Genomic DNA, 14,886 nt, shown 5'->3' with positions numbered 1-14,886 from the left:
TACCTGAGCTTGGCACGCTGAACCGTAAAAAAATCAGCGCACTTGTCGGTGTCTGCCCCTATAACCGAGATAGCGGACACTTCAGAGGCAAACGCTGTATCAGTGGTGGCAGAGCCGATATACGAAGCGTACTTTACATGGCCACTCTTGCGGCAACACGTTTCAACCCGGTTATCAAGGCATTCCATAAGCGACTGAAAGAGGCTGGCAAAGTGCCAAAAGTAGCGATAGTAGCATGCATGAGAAAGCTACTGACCATTTTAAACGCCATGATTAAAACCAGTCAAAAGTGGAAGCCAGCTATGGCTAACTAAATGTTACTACTTGACAGAGAACACAGTTGCTCTGTGGCAAAGTTTTTATGGAATTAAAACAGGAGAGTCGATGAAACCATTGCCGTTACTCCTTTCCCTGGTGGGGCTGCTGGCCATCATGGTGGTCTCGCTCTGTCTGGGTAAATACCCGCTGCAGCTGGCAGAGATCAGCAGTTTCTTCCGCCAGGAGTGGTTTGGCGGTACGGCACTGCCAACAGAACGGATGGAGCTGCTGCGCAACCTGCTACTGGAGATCCGGTTGCCGCGCATTCTGGCTGCCGCCCTGATCGGGGCTGCCCTGGCAACCTCCGGCGCTGCATATCAGGCTATGTTTGTGAACCCGCTGGTCTCCCCAAGTTTGCTGGGGGTGCTGTCCGGTGCTTCCTTTGGTGCAGCACTGGGGATGGTCTTTTTCAAAAACTGGTACGAGGTGCAGCTGGCCAGCTTTCTGGGTGGCGTGGCAGCGGTGCTGGTGGCGGTGGGGCTGGCCAGGGTCTACCGGATCAGCGGCACCATCATGCTGGTGCTGGGCGGGGTGATCAGCGGGGCGCTCTTTGCAGCACTGTTGTCGTTGGTCAAGTATCTGGCTGATCCCTACAACCAGCTGCCTGCCATTGTTTACTGGCTGATGGGAAACCTCTCCCTGGCAGACCGGACCACGGTGTTGCGGGTCAGCCTGCCGATCTGTCTGGGGCTGGGCATTCTGATGCTATCGGCCCGTAAACTTAATGTGCTCAGCATGGGGGATGAAGAGGCCGCAGCACTGGGGATCAACGTACAACAGGTCAGGCTGCTGGTGATCACCGCCGCAACCCTGATCAGCGCCCTGACCGTGGTGATTGCCGGTGCTGTGGGCTGGGTTGGGCTGATTATCCCCCATATTGCCCGGATGCTGGTGGGGCCGGATAACACCACCCTGCTGCCGGTGTCGGCTCTGCTGGGTGCCGGGTACCTGATTGTGGTGGATGACGTGACCCGGCTGGCCTTTGCCTTTGAACTGCCGATCGGGATTGTCACCGCCCTGGTGGGGATTCCGTTTTTTATGCTGGTGCTGGGCAATGCCCGGAAAGGCTGGCAGTGATGGCGCTGATTTCACTTGAAAATATCTCGTTCCGCTATCGCCGCCAACAGGTGATCCAGCAGCTTGATCTTGAGCTTGACGACGGTGGCGTGCTGGCCCTGCTGGGCCCCAACGGCAGCGGCAAGACCACCCTGCTGAAGCTGATGCTGGGCATCCTGCATCCCCATGGTGGCACGGTCCGGCTTGATGGTCAGGATATCCGCCGGATTCCGGCAAAGGAGCGGGCCCGGCGGCTGGCATATGTCCCCCAGGTCCACCGCGAGGCGTTTGGTTACCGGGTCTTTGATGTGGTGCTGATGGGACGGATGCCCCATGCCGGGTTTTTGGGACGTTATGGCGCTGAGGATCGACGACTGACCGACGAGGCGCTGGAGCGGATGGGGATCAGCCACCTGAGCGAACGGCCCTACACCGAGATCAGCGGCGGTGAACGTCAGATGACCCTGATCGCCCGGGCCCTGGCCCAGGGGGCACGGGTACTGGTGCTGGACGAACCGACCAACGGGCTGGATTACGGTAATCAGCAACGGCTGCTGGATCGTCTGATGGCCCTGAAACAGGACCACTACACCTGCCTGTTCACCACCCACCACCCGGACCATGCCCGCCGGGTTGCAGACCGGGTGGTAATGCTGCAGCAGGGCGCCATTCTGCGGGACGGCTCACCAGCAGAAACAGTTACCCCGGCCAATGTAGCCACGCTGTACGGCCTGGAATCATGCACTGAACATCACCATACCCAAGGAGAACACCTATGCTGCCCTTAACAACTGCACCAGACAGCTATGACACCCGTTTTGGCGACCTGGACCTGTTTGCCGGGTTTCCCTGCCCCCTGAAGGTGCCAATGGAAACTGAGCTGGCGCGGTTGCTGGCAGATCAACAGCAACAGGGGATTGCCCTGCAAACCACCCTGGATGCCTGCGATCAGCTCTCGCTGGTTGATCAGGCCGACAGTATCGAGCAACTGAATGACCTGCCTGACCTGATCTTTTCCGGCGGTCTGAACGGTTTCCTTTCCCAGCCATTCCGTCAGCGTTTTCTTGATACCGGCCTGTTCCACCGTTGGGAGAATACGCCGGTACATCCTCGCCTGGCTTCACTGGGGCTGACCGATCCAACCGGTTTTTTCAAGGTGATTGCAATCAATCTGTATGTGCTGGCCGTGGACAAATCCCGCATTGGTGACCTGCCGCTGCCCAAGCGCTGGGCAGACCTGCTGGACCCCTGCTACGGCGGCACCACCGCCATCTGCGCCCACGGCGGCAGCTTTAACGAAAGTGCCCTGCTTTCCCTGCATGCCTTGTTTGGCGATGACGGCCTGCGTGCCCTGGGGCGCACCATCGGCTATGGCCTGCATCCTTCCCAGTTTGTCAAACATTTGGGGTTGGCCAAGGCTGATACCCCGGCCATTGCCATGCTGCCGCTCTTCTTTGCCAAGACTGCCAAGAATCAGGATGACCTGACCATTATCTGGCCAGAAGAAGGGGCCCTGGCCACGCCGCTGTTCATGCTGGTGAAGGAGTCGGAACATCAGCGGTTGCAGCCGCTGATTGATTTCTTTGCCGGCACCAAGGTGGCCAACATCTGCAGCGGCGCCATGTTTCCGGCCCTGCATCCAGAAGCGCAACAGGCCATACCGGATGACGCACCACTCAGCTGGCCCGGCTGGCCGTTTCTGCTGGAACATGATCTGGCTGTACTGCGGCAGGCCACCCAGCAGATCTTTGTGGAGGCGTGGAAGGCTGAGCATCAGGGCAAGCAGATCCCCTGAACAAACCTGAAAACCGGTCGCACGCAAGACGCGAAGAGCGCGGAGGAGAGGTAGCAGACAAGTGCGATAAACAAGACGTTCAGCAGATCTGTCGTCACATTCAGGTTGTCTTGCTCCGCGGCACCGCGACTCCGCGTGAATGACTCTTGTTGTAAGGATTATTAACCCAAGGAGGTTATAAGATGCGATTAACCAGCAAAGCAGTGATCCCGTTGCTCCTGTTAAGCAGCGGGCTGGCCTATGGTGCAGAAGAACAAGGTGCGGTCACCATGGAAAGCCTGGCGGTCAAGGCAAGCAAGGAGGCAGACTTCGTTGAACAACCAACAGCCGAGACCGCCAGCAAGAGCGTGATGCCGAAAAAAACGGTTGATCTGCTGACTGGACCGTCCCGCACCAACCCGTACAAGGCGCTGGATCTGTTGCCGTCGGTGCATACTGAGGGCACCGATGCCTTTGGCCTGAGCATGGACCAGAATCCGCTGCGGGTCAGAGGCCAGATCGCTGATACCTTTACCCGACTTTCCCGTACCATTGAAGGACTGCCACTAGGGGTTAACGTGGGCCAGGGGGCCATGGGCAACCTGATCGATCTGGATAACCTGTCCGAGCTGTCCCTGATCCGTGGGGCCATACCGGCCGATAAAGGTCTTGGCTTCGGCAACACCGCCGGCGCCCTGGAGCAGTCACTTGATTGGGGTAGCAACACCATGGGCCTAAGCCTGCTGCGCAGCGATGGCTCAGAACATTTCAACCGCACCTTTGTGCGGCTTGATTCCGGCGAACTACCCACCAAGACCAAGCTGTTTTCTTCCGCCTCCTACACAGGGGCTGACAAATGGCGGGGCGCCGGTACCGGCGAGCGGAGCAACGTCAGTGTGGGCATTACCCAGCCATTGCCCGGCAACACCACGGCCTCTGTCTTTGGTGTCTTTAACACCTTCCGCCAGCATGCCTACCGGCCGCTGGATTATAGTCAGACAAGGTCTGGCAGCTATTACCGTGGGTATGATTATAACACCGCACTGGTTACGCCAATCGGCAATCCTACGCTTCTACAGAATATCAATTACTATGACTACAACCGTCAAAAATTCAATGAGTACGCCATTCTGTCAGTAATCGAGTTCAAACCGACCGATACAAGCACCCTGACCTTCAAACCGTACTTTGCCGGCACCGAAGGATACCGCTATGCTGCCAACGGCAGTACGGTTGCAACCGCATCTGTTACCCGTTCAGACATCACCCAGGAGCAGATCGGTTTCACCGGCGAATATGCCGTAAAGCTGGGTACTGCCCAGGTCAAGGTGGGCTACTGGTACCAGGATGCCGACACCATGCCGCCCCCCACCAGCCAGAAGGCCTACAACATCACCAGCAGCGGTCTGGCCTTTAAAAGCTGGATGATGTTGAGCAAGGTGGAGGATCGTATCTTCCATGAACCGTACCTGATGCTAAGTAACACCTTTGGCAAGCTGAAACTGGATGTAGGGGTCAAGTACGTGCGGATTGAACTGCCGTCAGTAACCGGCTACAACACCACCGGCCTGGGTGATATTTCCTACGATGCCGCCATAGCAGCCAGTTCCGGCCCTGCTGTCGGCCTGCATGCCGATGGAGCAACACAGGATGCCCTGCTGCCCAACATCGGCTTCCGCTATGACTTTGACGAGTACACCAATCTGCGCTGGACCTATGGCCGCAACTATGCTGAAGGCTGGCTTGGGCCGTTGTATTCCACCTTTAAGAGCAATCAGGCTGCCTTTACCTCAAAGGGGATCACCCTGCAGAACCTCTGGGACGATGTGAAGCTTGAGATCTCGGATAATATCGATCTGGGGGCTCGTTTTGGCAGCAGTACCTGGCATATTGCACCGACCCTGTTCTACGGCAAGTTTTATGACAAACAGGTCATGATGTATGACCCGGTGGTGGGTGTCAGCTATTACCGCAGCAATGCCACAGCAGAATCCATGGGGGCTGAACTGGAAGTCGGTATCAAGCCCCTTGAGTGGCTGAGTCTCTTTGGCTCTGCTTCCTACAACAGCTTCAAGTTCGACAGCAACATCCGTACAAAATCAGGTACGACCGTGCAGTCTCAGGGCAAACAGGTGGCTGATGCCCCGGAATGGCTGGGCAAGATCGGCGCTACCGCCAGTTTTGCCGGTTTCAGCGTAACCCCGGTGATGCGCTACGTTGGTGAGCGGTATGGCGATATCGAGAATAAAGAGAAGATCAGCGACTACGAGGTGGTTGATCTGACCATTGACTACCGCAAGAAAAAGGTCTGGGGCTTTGATGAGCTAAGCGTCAGCCTGAACCTGATGAACCTGTTCGACAAAAAATATATCAGCACCATCAAGAACGATCAGGATGTTTCTGAGGCATTGTCCACCAGCTACTATCCCGGTGCCCCGTTTACGGTGGTGGGTAGTGTAGGGGTGAAGTTTTAGCAGACTTACCTGATTTGTCGCCTCCTGTGGACAGCAGATTCCGCACCGTTGTCCGCAGGAGTGCTGCATTTATGATCAGAACAAAGCAATACGTGTTGCCAAGTCAGGATAGATAACAGGTTCCTGCTTGAAATTACAGGCGGTTATGTCTTGCTTGGTTTTGGCTTGTGTTATGCACCCTTCACAGAGCTATGAAAACTCTCAGCGAAGAGGGAGTACCCCATGATTGGTGCTGGATTGAATCTGCTGGCATTACTGCCTTGCCCGGTCAAGGTGCCGATAGAACAGGCCTTTGACGAATACCTGGCCACTTTGCCACCTGAGCGTGCAACCGCGCTGCGCTGCCAGCTGGAAGGAAATGCCAACATTGAGTCGGATTATTACGACACGGTGGAGCAACTGACACAACTGGAACAGTTCCCGGACATTATCATCTCCCCCGGTTTTAACAGCCTTTTTGAACCGCCTTTTGTGGAGCGGTTTATCAAGACCGGCCAGTTTGTCAGTGTCAACGAGTATGCCGGTGACCGGCACCTTTCCGCGCTGGGGGTCTGCGACCCAACCGGGCATTACACCATGCTGGCCATGAACCTGCTGGTGCCGGTGGTTGATCACCGCCGCCTGGGTGATCGTCCCGTGCCCCGCTGCTGGGCTGATCTGCTGAAGCCGGAGTATGAAAACAGTCTGGCCATCCGTGGCCACAAGGACGGCACCTTTTGTGAAACCCTGCTGATGACCATCTACAAGGATACCGGTGTTGCCGGGTTGCGCAGCATGGGCAGAAATGTGCGGTATGGCTGGCATCCTTCCCAGATGATCAAGGCAGCCCTGGGCAGCAGCCCTGACGCACCGGCCATCAGCGTTATGCCGCTCTTTTTTGCACAAACCCTGGTTGGCAAGGAACAGTACAGCATCATCTGGCCCGATGATGGTGCCCTGATCAGCCCGGTTACCATGTTGGTCAAGACAGAGAAACGGGCAGAACTGGATGACCTGCTGGCCTTTTGGGCTGGCCCCCGGGTGGCGGCCATCTTTAGCGGGGCCTTTTTCCCGGCAGTCCATCCCCAGGTGGATAATCAGCTGCCAGAGGCTGCCACCTTCAAATGGATCGGCTGGGATTACATCATCAACAATGACATCAAAAAGCTGATCAGCGCCATAAACGCCGCATTCCGGCAGGGACGGGGAGAGAACATCCGATGCGCCTGATAACCGTGGCAGGGCCGCCCTCTTCGGGCAAGACCGCCATCATCTGCAAGACTGCCGAGGCGTTGCAGGCAGATGGTGTTTCCGTTGGTGTGATAAAGTTTGACTGCCTCTCTTCAGGGGATCAGGTGCTGTATGAGCGGCGCGGCATACCGGCCCGCACCGGTCTGTCCGGCAACCTCTGCCCGGATCATTTTTATGTCAGCAACATTGAAGAATGTCTGGATTGGGGCCTGCAAAGCAATTTTGATCTGCTGATCAGCGAGAGTGCCGGCCTCTGTAACCGTTGCGCGCCCCATATCAAGGATGTCTGCGCGGTCTGCGTGATCGATAACTTAAGTGGTGTAGAAACCCCGCGCAAGATCGGGCCGATGCTGAAAATGGCCGATATCGTGGTGATTACCAAGGGGGATATTGTCTCCCAGGCAGAACGGGAGGTCTTTGTCCACCGCATCCGCCAGGTCAACAGCAGCGCGGTGATCATCCATGTCAACGGCCTGACCGGCCAGGGTGGCCATGAGCTGGGGCGGTTGCTACGGGATGCTGCTGCGGTTGATTCGCTGCAGGGCAAGCTGCTGCGCTTTTCCATGCCAGCCGCACTCTGCTCCTACTGCCTGGGCCAGCGCCGGATCGGTGCGGACTTCCAGATGGGTAACGTTAAGAAGATGGAGTTGGGGTAATCGCTATGGAAAGCACTTATGCTGATATGACCCTTGACCAGTTGTTTGGTGAACATCCCCATGCCCGTGAGTTCTTTTCTGCCCTTGGGCTATCATCACTGCCTGAAGGCCAGACACTGGGCAGAACCGTGGCAGCACTGGATGAAGAACTGCTGCTGGATGTGGGAATTGAACGCCAGGACCTGCTGGGGCAGTTCTGCGACTACATGGCAGGGATAGAGCGGCTGCGCAACCAGCAGCAGGCGCTGGTCTCATCGGTCACCGTGCTGGGTGGACGTGACAAGAGCGGCAATCCGGAAAACTTCAGGCTTGAACTGCGGCCTGGTGAGGTAACCTGCATTGTCGGCCCCACTGGATCAGGCAAGAGCCGCTTTTTGGCTGATATTGAATGGCTGGCCCAAGGGGATAGCCCCACCGGTCGGACGGTCTTGATTAATGGTGCAGCCCCTGATCTGGCCCGGCGCTATGCGGTGGAGCAGAAACTGGTGGCCCAGCTTTCACAGAACATGAACTTTGTGATGGACCTCTCGGCGGAGGAGTTTATCCGGCTGCATGCAGAAAGCCGGATGGTGGCTGATCCGGCTGCCATCACCGCCACCATCCTTGAACTTGCCAACAGCCTGGCTGGTGAGCAATTCACCCCGGTCACGCCGGTCACTGCCCTGTCCGGCGGACAATCCCGCGCCCTGATGATCGCGGATGTGGCCTGTCTCAGCAGCTCACCAATCGTCCTGATTGATGAGATAGAAAATGCCGGGATCGACCGCAAGCGGGCACTGTCACTGCTGGCTGATCAGGACAAGATTGTGCTGATGTCCACCCATGACCCGATATTGGCCCTGATGGGGCAACAGCGGCTGATCTTTAAAAATGGCGGCGTTTCCAGCATCCGCAGCACCAGCCCCGCAGAACGGGCCAACCTGACCCTGTTTGAGGAGATGGATGCCCGCCTGACTGCTGTGCGCCATGCCCTGCGTAATGGGGAAGAGATAGCTGGGGAATTTTAAGGTGGCTACCATGTTTCTTCGCATCAGCATGTTTGCACTTTTTTTGCTGTTATCTGTGGGGCAGACGTATGCTGCACCGCCAACCCGCACCATAACCGATATGGCTGGCCGTCAGGTCCAGGTACCAAGGTATATCCGCCGGGTGGTGACTGCCGGTGGTACTCCGGCAATTAACGCTTTTATTGTGGCACTTGGGCGGGCTGATCTGATTGTTAACGGCCTACCGCAACCGATGCGGGGGCGCTGGAAGCTGCAACAACTTTTTGTCCCAGCAGCTAACGGCCCGGTGGTGTCCGGCATGGGGCCATCCTGGACACCGGATCTTGAGGCGTTGCGGGCCCTGCCCCATGACCTGGTGCTGGTGGACAATGAACAGACTGCCCGTATGCTGGAGCGCAGGGGATTTACCGCATTTTGCCTGCTCTGGAAAGGACCGGACAGCGTACCAGCCACCATGCAGGTTCTGGGGGATTTGCTGAACCGCCGAGACCAGGCTGCAGCCTATGAGCGCTATTACCGAAAAAATCTGGAGCGGGTACGGGCCGAGGTTGGCGCACTGCCAGAGACGCAACGTCCCCGCGCCCTGTTCTGCCGCCTTGAACCACTGAGCCTGCCGATGGTCAGCACGGCACGGATGCTGATTGAACGCAGTGGCGGCAGATATGCCGCTGTGGGCACGTTGCCTGCTGACCATGCCACTATCTCCCTTGAAACGTTGCTGGTCTGGAACCCGGATATTCTGTTTGTCTGGAGCCCGGAAGATCTGAAACGGGCCTACACAGACCAACGCTTTGCGTCATTGCGTGCAGTCAAACAGCGGCGGGTCTTTGCCATGCCGATGGGACTGCATCCCTGGAGCAACTACACCCCTGAACAGGCCCCCGGCATTCTCTGGATGGCAAAAATGCTGTATCCAGATCGCTTTCACCAGATGTCTCCTTCTGAAGAAACAAGGGCATTTTATCGCCAGTTTTGCGGCAAACAGCTCTCCTGTCAGCAGATCAGTACGATTCTACAAGGAAGCTAAGCAGCGACAGATCAGGCTCCTGTTCTCCCGCCTGTTTTGGTCATAAATACGGCAGCGGCACTGTTTTTATGCACCCACCCGGATTCAAAACAACTTGAGCGCCGACATAACAATTCAATATAATTGCCATTTATTTCAATTATCAACGTTGGCATGCGTTATGTATTAAATTATATAACGACTAAAAACAGCAGTAACTCAACGCATGCAGGTATGCCAACGGCCCGGACATGACGGGCGAAAGGAGTAATACAGATGAGGCAGGTAGCTATTTACGGCAAAGGTGGCATCGGCAAGTCAACCACAACACAGAACACGGTGGCAGGCCTGGCCTCCATCGGCAAGAAAGTCATGATCGTCGGCTGTGACCCCAAGGCAGACTCCACCCGTCTGATCCTGCATGCCAAGGCACAGAATACGGTGATGGACCTGGTACGGGAATTGGGTACGGTTGAAGACCTTGAAGTTGATGACGTGATGAAGATCGGTTACGGCGATGTGAAGTGTGTCGAATCCGGCGGTCCTGAGCCGGGTGTTGGCTGTGCAGGGCGCGGTGTTATTACCGCCATCAACTTCCTGGAGGAAAATGGTGCCTACTCTGATGATCTTGATTTTGTCTTCTATGATGTTCTGGGCGACGTTGTCTGCGGCGGGTTTGCCATGCCGATCCGTGAGGGCAAGGCTGAAGAGATCTACATCGTCACCTCTGGTGAGATGATGGCCATGTACGCTGCCAATAACATTTCCAAAGGCATTCTCAAGTATGCCTCCTCTGGCAAGGTTCGTCTGGGCGGCCTGATCTGCAACTCCCGCAAGACTGACCGCGAGGATGAGTTGATTGAGGCACTGGCCAGAAAGCTGGGCACCCAGATGATCCACTTTGTGCCCCGTGACAATCAGGTGCAACGGGCCGAGCTGCGCCGGATGACCGTTATCGAATACTCCCCGGAGCATAAGCAGGCTGAAGAGTATCGTACCCTGGCCAGGAAGATCCTTGAAAACAAGATGCTGGTGATTCCTACTCCGCTGGAGATGGAGGAGTTGGAAGAGTTGCTGATGGAGTTTGGTGTGATGGAGATTGATGACGAAGAGAACGTGGGCAAGGCTGAAACAGCCTGATGGTTGTACATGCGGGGCGGTGTTCGCTGCCGCCCTGTTTTACTGCTACAGAGGAGGCCCCTATGGAAGTAGCCTTTTCAACCTCAACCGGTGTCCTGATTGATCAGGATTTCCACGCGACAACCCGCTTTTCAGTCTGGCACATCGGGGCGGATGAGGCTTGCTATGCCTATTCCGTACCGGTCAAGGAACTGGAGCGTAGCCGGGATGACAGGATCAGTGCCAAGGTCAGTGCCCTGCAGGACTGTGCCATTGTCTGCGCCCGGAGCATCAGCGGTCCGGCCATTGCAAAAATGGCCGCCAGTAAGATCCACCCGATCAAGACCGGTGGGTCGGTATCGATTGAAGAGATGATCACCCGCCTGCAGGAGGTGCTGCGCAGCAATCCTGCACCCTGGCTGCGTAAGGCAGAGGCACAACCGGCATGGTAGCAAACAGGTGGGAAGAGGCTTCGGCAACAGGAAAACCTGACCTGAAGGTTATCTTCAGCAGTGACAAGCCGAAGCCCAATGCGTTGCGCCTTAACCTGGCAACCGTTGGCAAGTGCCGCAACCTTGAATGTCGGGCCAAGGTCTTTCCGCTACTCTACCAGATGAGCCAGGTCATTGCTGAAAGCGCTAACCTTGGCGATACGTTGAGCATTCTCCTGCAGATCATGCAACAGGAGATGAACATCGTCTGCGGTATGATCTGTCTCTACCATCACAAGTCTGGCAGGATCAGCATCCATAAGAGCTTCGGCATGACTGCAGAGGAGGCTTCCCGCGGTGTCTACACCCTGGGCGAGGGGATTACCGGTAAGGTAGTGGAAACCGGCAAGGCGATTATGCTGCCGTGCATCAGTGAAGAACCGGCCTTTCTTCACCGTACCCGTAGCCTTAAATATGGCCTTGATCAGGAACTCTCCTTTGTCTGCGTGCCGGTTATGCGAGGCCGCAAGGTGCTGGGGGTGATCAGCGCCGAGCGGATTTATGACAGCAACAAGCTGTTGGAGCAGGATGTGGAGTTGCTCTCAACCTTTGCCGCCATGATCGCCCCGGCGGTTGAACTCTATCTGGTGGAGCATTTTGACAAGGCGCAGCTTGAACGGGAGAACCGCCGCCTGCATGACGCTCTGAAGCAGAAATTCAGACCGGGCAACATCATCGGCAACTCCAAGGCGATGCTGGAGGTGTATGACCTGATCCATAAGATAACCAAGACCCGGACCACCGTCCTGATTCTGGGTGAAAGCGGTGTCGGTAAAGAGTTGGTGGCAGGCGCCATTCACTACCATAGCCCGCTGGCCAACGGGCCACTGGTGAAGTTCAACTGTGCTGCACTGCCGGAAAATATTATTGAGAGTGAGCTGTTTGGACATGAAAAAGGTTCCTTTACCGGAGCCACAAACCATCGAGTCGGTCGTTTTGAAGAGGCGGACGGTGGCACCATCTTTCTGGATGAGGTTGGCGAGCTGTCACTTGCCATGCAGGCCAAACTGTTGCGGGTGCTGCAGGAAAAAACCTTTGAGCGGGTGGGTGGCAATCAGCCGATCAAAGTAAACATCCGCATTATTGCAGCCACCAACCGTGATCTGGTTGAGATGGTTGCACGGGGACAGTTCCGGGAAGACCTCTATTATCGTCTCAATGTCTTCCCGATCACTATTCCGCCTCTGCGGGATCGCGGAAGTGACATCATCACCCTGGCTGACCATTTTGTGGCCCGCTTTGCAGCAGAGAGCGGCAAGGAGATCAGGCGTATCTCAACCCCTGCCCTGAACATGCTGATGAATTACCCCTGGCCGGGCAACGTACGGGAGCTTGAAAATGTGATTGAACGGGCCATTATCCTGACCGAGGATGAGGTAATCCACGGTTATAATCTGCCACCATCGCTGCAATTGCCAACCTTGCCAGCTTCCGGTCAAACCGGCGGGCTGGAGACAAAGCTGGCTGCCATTGAGTACGAATTGCTGGTGGAGGCGCTGAAAACTCACCACGGCAATGTAACGGAAGCAGCCCAGGAGCTGGGCCTAACGCGGAGAATCATGGGACTCAGGATGTCTAAATTCAACCTAGACTACAAGCGTTTCAGATGACAGCAAAGGAGATCTGACACCTGAAATACGGATCATTCAACTCGTGCAATCTGCCGCCCTGGGTTATTGCCTCCCACCACTTTAATGCTAATCCCCAGCTTTTGGAGATTCAGGGAGTCAAACAGGCGAACCGCTTTCTGTTTGACAAGTTGCGGGCAGTTGCCAGCCAGCAGGAGCGCGCTGCTATTTTCATGGATTTTATGTCGGTCAAATTTCAACTGCACCATTGGGAACAACAGTCCACCGTTCCTGCCAGAAACAGCATCAAGAATAACTATCTTCGTTTCTTAAGCTGCTGGATGATTGATTCAAATTCAATCTCCGGCGCGGTCCTCAAGCGATGGGTCGAGAGCCGGATCGGCATTACCCCCACCTTTCACAAAGAGCGAATCAGCGATATCAACAGCAAGGCCTATTTCAACTATTCCGTTGATGTCATGCAGGGTAGTGCCTGTACCAGCGCCATTCAGTCGCAGCTGGATATCCTGTTTGAATACGGGCAGTTTGAACTACGCAGAAAATATCATTGCCAGGATGTGATCACCCTCTATCGGGGCACCCACGATGCCGAGGAATACGATATTCTTGAGGATATGGGGGACCGACAGCAGATTGTGCGCCTGAACAACCTGGTCTCGTTTACCCTTGAAGAGGAGCGGGCCTGGGAGTTTGGCCGCACGGTCTGGAAGACCCAGGTGCCACTGGCCAAGATCTTCTTCTACAATGACCTGCTGCCGGGCAGCATCCTGAAGGGTGAAGATGAGTATATGATTATCGGCGGGGAGTATCGGGTGGAGCGGATGCGGTAGCCACTCTGTTCTCTGTCACCTTTCTGCTGTTTGCTTGGTTTAAAATTCCAGCTTAACGTATCCAGATGACAATAGGCTCTCATCTTTGGTAAGAACTGAGAGTATAAGTGATCATGACGAGTGTATTAAGACAATACTGGTCAGGATACTCAACTCTCTGAAACGTTTTGAAGGGATGACGCTATGACGAAGCTGTTGAGCCGTGAGGTCCAGGTGACGGAGGCATTGTCATGAGTGACAAACGTTTGCCCCAATCTGAAATCATCCTATATCAGACCGAGGATGGCCGGACGCGTGTCCAGTGCCGGTTTGAGAATGAGACGCTGTGGCTGTCGCAGATCCAGATGGCGGAGCTATTCCATACGACGGTTCCGAACATCAACCTGCACCTGAAGGCGATTTACGCAGAGGGCGAGCTATCGGCAGAAGCAACTATTAAGTCCCACTTAATAGTTCAATTAGAGGGCTCCCGACAGGTTTCTCGGCCAGTCATGCACTACAGCCTACCCGCTATTCTTGCCGTCGGTTTTCGTGTGCGCAGCCACCGTGGCACGCAGTTCCGCCAGTGGGCGACGGCGCGTTTAAGCGAGTATCTGGTGCAGGGTTTCACCATGGATGACGAGCGGTTGAAGAATCCAGCGGGTAGAGGGCAGACGGATTACTTCGATGAGCTACTGGAGCGTATCCGGGACATCCGCTCGTCCGAACGGCGGTTCTATCAGAAGGTGCTCGATATTTATGCGACTAGTGTTGACTACTCGCCGGATACGGAACTGGCCCAGCAGTTTTTCGCCACGGTACAGAACAAGATGCACTGGGCTACACATGGCCAGACAGCGGCCGAAATCATCCACGACCGGGCGGATGCGGCAAAGCCGCTGATGGGGCTGCAAACGACGCGACCCGGTGGTATCGTGCGGAAAGAGGATGTGTCCATCGCCAAGAACTACCTCACGGAAGATGAACTCCAGGTGCTGAATCGCATTGTGAACCTCTACATTGAGTACGCCGAACTGCAGGCTCTGGAGCGGAAACCGATGACGATGCGCGACTGGATCACGAAGCTGGATGAGTTCCTGAAAATCTCGGGGCGCAAGTTGCTTGATCATGCCGGAAAGATTTCCGCCGAGACGGCCAGGGCCAAGGCGGAGCAGGAGTATGCGCACTATCGCGCCTTGCTGGATGCACAACCGCGCGCGGTGGATATGGATTTTGAGAAGGCGGCGAATGAAATGAAGAAGCTGCCGAGATTCAAGAAAAACAAACAAACGAAGCCATGAGAATCATAAAAACGATAACGCTTTAGGATGGATCACTCAATGAATCTTCACGAGTG

Annotated in this window: 14 protein-coding genes; all 14 read left to right on the top strand. The window is 55.6% G+C overall.

Features of this window, described 5'->3' with window-relative positions; translation table 11 throughout:
* A partial coding sequence (locus tag B5D39_RS14215) for a transposase (RefSeq protein WP_139366729.1) occupies nt 1-314 on the top strand: 314 nt, incomplete at its 5' end.
* Between the two features lie 70 nt (nt 315-384).
* Nucleotides 385-1,395 (top strand): FecCD family ABC transporter permease, encoded by a 1,011-nt coding sequence (locus B5D39_RS14210; RefSeq protein ID WP_078791114.1) that lies wholly within the window; start codon nt 385-387, stop codon nt 1,393-1,395.
* Nucleotides 1,395-2,162, top strand: a complete 768-nt coding sequence (locus tag B5D39_RS14205) for an ABC transporter ATP-binding protein (protein WP_208610597.1) — start codon at nt 1,395-1,397, stop codon at nt 2,160-2,162. Before B5D39_RS14210 ends, B5D39_RS14205 begins: the two co-directional genes overlap by 1 nt.
* Entirely contained in the window at nt 2,150-3,169 is a 1,020-nt protein-coding gene (locus tag B5D39_RS14200) for an ABC transporter substrate-binding protein (protein ID WP_078791112.1), read from the top strand. Before B5D39_RS14205 ends, B5D39_RS14200 begins: the two co-directional genes overlap by 13 nt.
* Before the next feature lie 182 nt (nt 3,170-3,351).
* Nucleotides 3,352-5,622, top strand: coding sequence for a TonB-dependent receptor (locus tag B5D39_RS14195; protein ID WP_078791111.1), 2,271 nt, complete (start codon nt 3,352-3,354; stop codon nt 5,620-5,622).
* A gap of 222 nt (nt 5,623-5,844) precedes the next feature.
* Nucleotides 5,845-6,831, top strand: coding sequence for an ABC transporter substrate-binding protein (locus B5D39_RS14190; RefSeq protein ID WP_139366782.1), 987 nt, complete (start codon nt 5,845-5,847; stop codon nt 6,829-6,831).
* A complete protein-coding gene (locus B5D39_RS14185) occupies nt 6,822-7,508 on the top strand; it encodes a GTP-binding protein (protein WP_078791110.1) in 687 nt (228 codons plus the stop codon). Before B5D39_RS14190 ends, B5D39_RS14185 begins: the two co-directional genes overlap by 10 nt.
* Nucleotides 7,509-7,513: 5 nt before the next feature.
* Entirely contained in the window at nt 7,514-8,515 is a 1,002-nt protein-coding gene (locus tag B5D39_RS14180) for an ATP-binding cassette domain-containing protein (RefSeq protein ID WP_078791109.1), read from the top strand.
* 10 nt (nt 8,516-8,525) lie between these two features.
* On the top strand, nt 8,526-9,542 hold the full coding sequence (locus B5D39_RS14175) for an ABC transporter substrate-binding protein (protein WP_078791108.1): 1,017 nt from the start codon (nt 8,526-8,528) through the stop codon (nt 9,540-9,542).
* 255 nt (nt 9,543-9,797) lie between these two features.
* The gene (nifH, locus tag B5D39_RS14170; RefSeq protein ID WP_078791107.1) at nt 9,798-10,661 is read left to right on the top strand and encodes a nitrogenase iron protein; all 864 of its coding nucleotides are present in this window, start codon (nt 9,798-9,800) and stop codon (nt 10,659-10,661) included.
* Between the two features lie 62 nt (nt 10,662-10,723).
* A complete protein-coding gene (locus tag B5D39_RS14165) occupies nt 10,724-11,092 on the top strand; it encodes a NifB/NifX family molybdenum-iron cluster-binding protein (RefSeq protein WP_078791106.1) in 369 nt (122 codons plus the stop codon).
* On the top strand, nt 11,086-12,741 hold the full coding sequence (locus tag B5D39_RS14160) for a sigma-54 interaction domain-containing protein (RefSeq protein ID WP_078791105.1): 1,656 nt from the start codon (nt 11,086-11,088) through the stop codon (nt 12,739-12,741). Before B5D39_RS14165 ends, B5D39_RS14160 begins: the two co-directional genes overlap by 7 nt.
* 20 nt (nt 12,742-12,761) lie before the next feature.
* Nucleotides 12,762-13,550, top strand: coding sequence for an NAD(+)--dinitrogen-reductase ADP-D-ribosyltransferase (locus B5D39_RS14155; RefSeq protein WP_078791104.1), 789 nt, complete (start codon nt 12,762-12,764; stop codon nt 13,548-13,550).
* 230 nt (nt 13,551-13,780) lie between these two features.
* Nucleotides 13,781-14,830: a virulence RhuM family protein gene (locus B5D39_RS14150; RefSeq protein WP_078791103.1), complete on the top strand. Its 1,050-nt coding sequence runs from the start codon at nt 13,781-13,783 to the stop codon at nt 14,828-14,830.
* Nucleotides 14,831-14,886: the final 56 nt, after the last annotated feature.

The organism is Trichlorobacter thiogenes (assembly GCF_900167465.1).
Taxonomy (GTDB): Bacteria; Desulfobacterota; Desulfuromonadia; order Geobacterales; family Pseudopelobacteraceae; genus Trichlorobacter; species Trichlorobacter thiogenes.
Note: the sequence above shows the minus strand (reverse complement) of the source record. Positions and strands in the feature narration are given on the sequence as shown.

Bases quoted from the DNA above. Each gene is read 5' to 3' on its own strand.
- B5D39_RS14195 (WP_078791111.1), top strand. From the start codon at position 3,352: ATGCGATTAACCAGCAAAGCAGTGATCCCGTTGCTCCTGTTAAGCAGC.
- B5D39_RS14185 (WP_078791110.1), top strand. From the start codon at position 6,822: ATGCGCCTGATAACCGTGGCAGGGCCGCCCTCTTCGGGCAAGACCGCC.
- B5D39_RS14175 (WP_078791108.1), top strand. From the start codon at position 8,526: ATGTTTCTTCGCATCAGCATGTTTGCACTTTTTTTGCTGTTATCTGTG.
- B5D39_RS14190 (WP_139366782.1), top strand. From the start codon at position 5,845: ATGATTGGTGCTGGATTGAATCTGCTGGCATTACTGCCTTGCCCGGTC.
- nifH (WP_078791107.1), top strand. From the start codon at position 9,798: ATGAGGCAGGTAGCTATTTACGGCAAAGGTGGCATCGGCAAGTCAACC.
- B5D39_RS14210 (WP_078791114.1), top strand. From the start codon at position 385: ATGAAACCATTGCCGTTACTCCTTTCCCTGGTGGGGCTGCTGGCCATC.
- B5D39_RS14180 (WP_078791109.1), top strand. From the start codon at position 7,514: ATGGAAAGCACTTATGCTGATATGACCCTTGACCAGTTGTTTGGTGAA.
- B5D39_RS14165 (WP_078791106.1), top strand. From the start codon at position 10,724: ATGGAAGTAGCCTTTTCAACCTCAACCGGTGTCCTGATTGATCAGGAT.
- B5D39_RS14150 (WP_078791103.1), top strand. From the start codon at position 13,781: ATGAGTGACAAACGTTTGCCCCAATCTGAAATCATCCTATATCAGACC.
- B5D39_RS14205 (WP_208610597.1), top strand. From the start codon at position 1,395: ATGGCGCTGATTTCACTTGAAAATATCTCGTTCCGCTATCGCCGCCAA.
- B5D39_RS14160 (WP_078791105.1), top strand. From the start codon at position 11,086: ATGGTAGCAAACAGGTGGGAAGAGGCTTCGGCAACAGGAAAACCTGAC.
- B5D39_RS14200 (WP_078791112.1), top strand. From the start codon at position 2,150: ATGCTGCCCTTAACAACTGCACCAGACAGCTATGACACCCGTTTTGGC.